This window comes from Bartonella sp. PS7NMGDW (assembly GCF_042193585.1).
GTDB lineage: Bacteria > Pseudomonadota > Alphaproteobacteria > Rhizobiales > Rhizobiaceae > Bartonella > Bartonella grahamii.
Genome location: NZ_JBHILX010000045.1, coordinates 1 through 3,262 on the forward strand (window position 1 = coordinate 1; position 3,262 = coordinate 3,262).

At 39.2% G+C, this 3,262-nt stretch carries 5 protein-coding genes and 2 pseudogenes; all 7 read right to left on the reverse strand.

Features of this window, described 5'->3' with window-relative positions:
* Positions 1-119, reverse strand: a pseudogene (locus tag ACFIKJ_RS08845) (exonuclease); the annotation flags it as partial.
* Position 120: 1 nt separating this feature from the next.
* Complete coding sequence (locus tag ACFIKJ_RS08850) at positions 121-930, reverse strand: ERF family protein (RefSeq protein ID WP_375652098.1); 810 nt, start codon at positions 928-930, stop codon at positions 121-123.
* Positions 931-1,002: 72 nt separating this feature from the next.
* A complete protein-coding gene (locus ACFIKJ_RS08855) occupies positions 1,003-1,458 on the reverse strand; it encodes a hypothetical protein (RefSeq protein WP_375670510.1) in 456 nt (151 codons plus the stop codon).
* A complete protein-coding gene (locus tag ACFIKJ_RS08860; protein WP_375670511.1) occupies positions 1,455-1,997 on the reverse strand; it encodes a hypothetical protein in 543 nt (180 codons plus the stop codon). Before ACFIKJ_RS08860 ends, ACFIKJ_RS08855 begins: the two co-directional genes overlap by 4 nt.
* Entirely contained in the window at positions 1,994-2,842 is an 849-nt protein-coding gene (locus ACFIKJ_RS08865) for a hypothetical protein (RefSeq protein WP_375652096.1), read from the reverse strand. Before ACFIKJ_RS08865 ends, ACFIKJ_RS08860 begins: the two co-directional genes overlap by 4 nt.
* A gap of 13 nt (positions 2,843-2,855) precedes the next feature.
* Positions 2,856-3,173 (reverse strand): hypothetical protein, encoded by a 318-nt coding sequence (locus tag ACFIKJ_RS08870; protein WP_156850804.1) that lies wholly within the window; start codon positions 3,171-3,173, stop codon positions 2,856-2,858.
* A gap of 12 nt (positions 3,174-3,185) precedes the next feature.
* A pseudogene (locus ACFIKJ_RS08875) lies at positions 3,186-3,262 on the reverse strand (phage antirepressor Ant); the annotation flags it as partial.

Sequence of the window (3,262 nt, forward strand, 5' to 3'; positions counted from 1 at the left end):
TAGTCTTCATATTTGCTTGTAGGCAAACCTTTTGCTGTCTTACTGAGTACGTTGTAAACGTTTGAAGCAGTGACTTTTCCTAGCCTTGCTTGAAACCATTCTGCTGTTCTTTGCTCCATTTCACACCGCCGTTTGTTGTTGAGTTGGTGCATATTCAATATCTTGTATAGGTGCATCTAATTGCTCTTGTTGTGCTTTTTTCATTTGTGAACGTTGCTTTTTTTTCAAAGAAAACAAAGCGATTTGAGCTTGTTTATAAGACATATCTGTTAGATTTTTTGCTCCTACGAAAGAGATAAGCTTACTTTCTTCAGATTGCGTTTTTTTAATTAATTCTTTGATTTCATTCATTTGTTTAGGAGAGATACCTGAAAGAAGCGTGTTGCCATCTGTATCGTCTTCTTTTCTTGCGACATTAAGAAGCATGCCTAAGAGATATCTACGTGCGTAGGTGAGAGTAGAACCAACCGCTTGTATGTTATTTTTGCTCCCTGTAGCATCAAAAGGAAAGGTTCCTTCTGTTGATATTTCATTGCCTGATATATGCTTTAAAGTCATTTCTACAGTTATGTCATTTGAACTCTGGTCTTTGATACGAGAGAACAAGGCAAAGTGATGTTTTGCAAGAGGTTCTTTGATTGCATCAATATATTTATCAAGCGTTGTATAGAGGCTTTTAGTATGTGTATTAATGGCGTTTTGTTCGATATTTTTGTATTCCATTTGCATAGCAGAAAGATCACGGACAAAGTTTTGGCGCTCTTGTCGTTTTATCTCTTGTTCTCGCAATTCAAGAAGACGCTTGAGACGATCCATATCGACATCATTTTCTAAAGCTCTTTCTAAAATAAGCTCCATAGCTGTAGGTTTGATTTCACAATCGTTCATTTTTTCCACTAATTCCGTTTGTGTGGTACTTAGTTCACTCATCTTGATTTTCTCCATTGCGCGCAATTCTCCCGTGGCGTGAATCACGCTGGTGTTAAAAGTTTGTTTGTGTGGTTAGAAAGGAACGTCGTCTTTTGCTGAAGAGTTGCCGTTCTGGGCGGTCATAGTTCGTTTACAAGCTTCTGAATTATCATAAATTTTTGTATCGCCATAAATTCTTGAATCATTATCGATAACCACATTTCCATAAATTTCTACGCTTCCAAAAATATGACCTCTATATATTTTGACGTTATTATAAATTTTTGCATTTCCAAAAATCTCTGCACTATAAGCAACTTGTGCGTTATCAAAAACCTTAGCGCTATCGTAAATATTGGCAAACAAATACGCCTTGGCATCATTATAAATCCAACAATCGTTTTCATGACTTAAATTGTCTTCATGCTCTATAAAGCCGCCAAGATCACCTGCCTTTACATCTCCAAAGTCTTTCAATGCACGGATGCGGTAAAGCGTAATGTATCCATCAAACTCAATTGTTTCATCAGTAAGTTCGTATTTTCTCATCGGGTCTTTTCTCCAGTTGAGATTCTTCTATCGTCATCAATCCAGTCGTCCCAACATACACATGCTTCACCGTAAATTTTTGCATGACCGTAAACATGCGCATCACCGTAAACTTGCGCATTGCCGTAAACACGCGCCCTATCGTAAATGTATGGCTCTTCGTAAACTTGTGCATTGCCATAAACTTCTGCATTATCAAAAACGTGCGGTTCACCGCAAATATATGCATCACCGTAAACTTCTGCATGACCGTAAATGCATGGTTCATCGAAAACTTCTGCTTTGCCATAAATACGAGAATTGTCGTAAACCTCGGCATAACCGTAAACATGTGCATTTTCGTAAACCTTAGCATCATCATAAACCTTGGCATAACCACCAATCCAGCAATTACCATGATGCGATAGGTTGTCTTCTTTTGCTATAAAGCCGCCAAGATCACCTTGCTTGACGTCCCCCAAATCTCTCAATGCGCGAATGCGGTGGAGAGTTTTGCGCCCAATTTCAATTGTTTCATCAGTCAGTTCGTATTTTTTCATCTGGTCTTTTCTCCAGTTGATATGGCGTTATAGTCATCAACGTGTGCGCTACGGTAAACTTTTGCATCACCGTAAACTTTTGCTTCTCCGTAAATTTCTGCCTTATCGTAAACACGTGCTTCATCGTAAACGCGTGCATCATCGTAAACTTTTGCACGCCCATGAACATGTGCATTGCCAAAAACCAAGGCATCACCAAAAACCTTGGCATAACCGTAAACCTCTGCATTATGGGAAACGCATGCATTACCGTAAACGTGTGCATGATCATAAATTTTAGCATCACCATAAATCCTTGCACTATCGCCTACATGTCCGTCTTTAATTTTTGCATTGCCATAAACTTCTGCCTTATCGGAAACGTATGCATAACCATAAACATGTGCATTTTCTAAAACTTTTGCATAATCGTAAACGCGTGCACAACCGTAAACCTCTGCCTTATCGTAAATACGTGCTTCATCGAAAACGCGTGCACAATCGTAAACTTCTGCCCTACCGTAAACTTCTGCATCACCGTAAACTTTTGCTTCTCCATAAATTTCTGCACGACCGTAAACGCGCGCTTCATCGAAAACGTGTGCGCTCTCGTAAACATGTGCATTATCGGAAACTTTTGCTTCATCGAAAACAAGTGCATTGCCATAAACACGTGCATCTCCAAAAACACAAGCCTTATACCAAATCCAACAATTGCCCTCATGGGATAAGTTGCCTTCATGCTCTATAAAACCGCCTAGGTCGTCTGCTTTAATACCACCAAAGTCTCGTAAGGCACGAATGCGGTGGAGAGTTTTGCCATCAACCTCAGTTGTTTCATCAGTAAGTTCATATTTTTTTTCCATGGTTTATTTGCCCCTACCTTAAGATAGCATCACTTCCATAAAATGCTGTTTTGCCAGCTACTATGGCATTACCACCAACTTTTGCGTTATTATAAACTTCGGCATCATCATAAACCTTAGCATTTTCATAAACTTTGGCATTTTCATAAACCCATGCCTCACCACCAACCCAGCAATTGTCATCATGGCTAAGATTTCTCTCACTCTCTACCCAGCCACCAAGATCACCTTTTTTAACATCCCCAAAGTCTTTTAATGCACGGATCCGGTAAAGCGTTATTCTATCAACTTTAATTGTCTCATCAGTCAATTCGTATTTCTTTTTTATCATAATAACCTCCTCTTAATGCATGGTTTGTCTTTTAAGCTCTTGAGACAGCACACCAATTCCTTTTGCTGTGATTTTTGCGCAAGGAATGA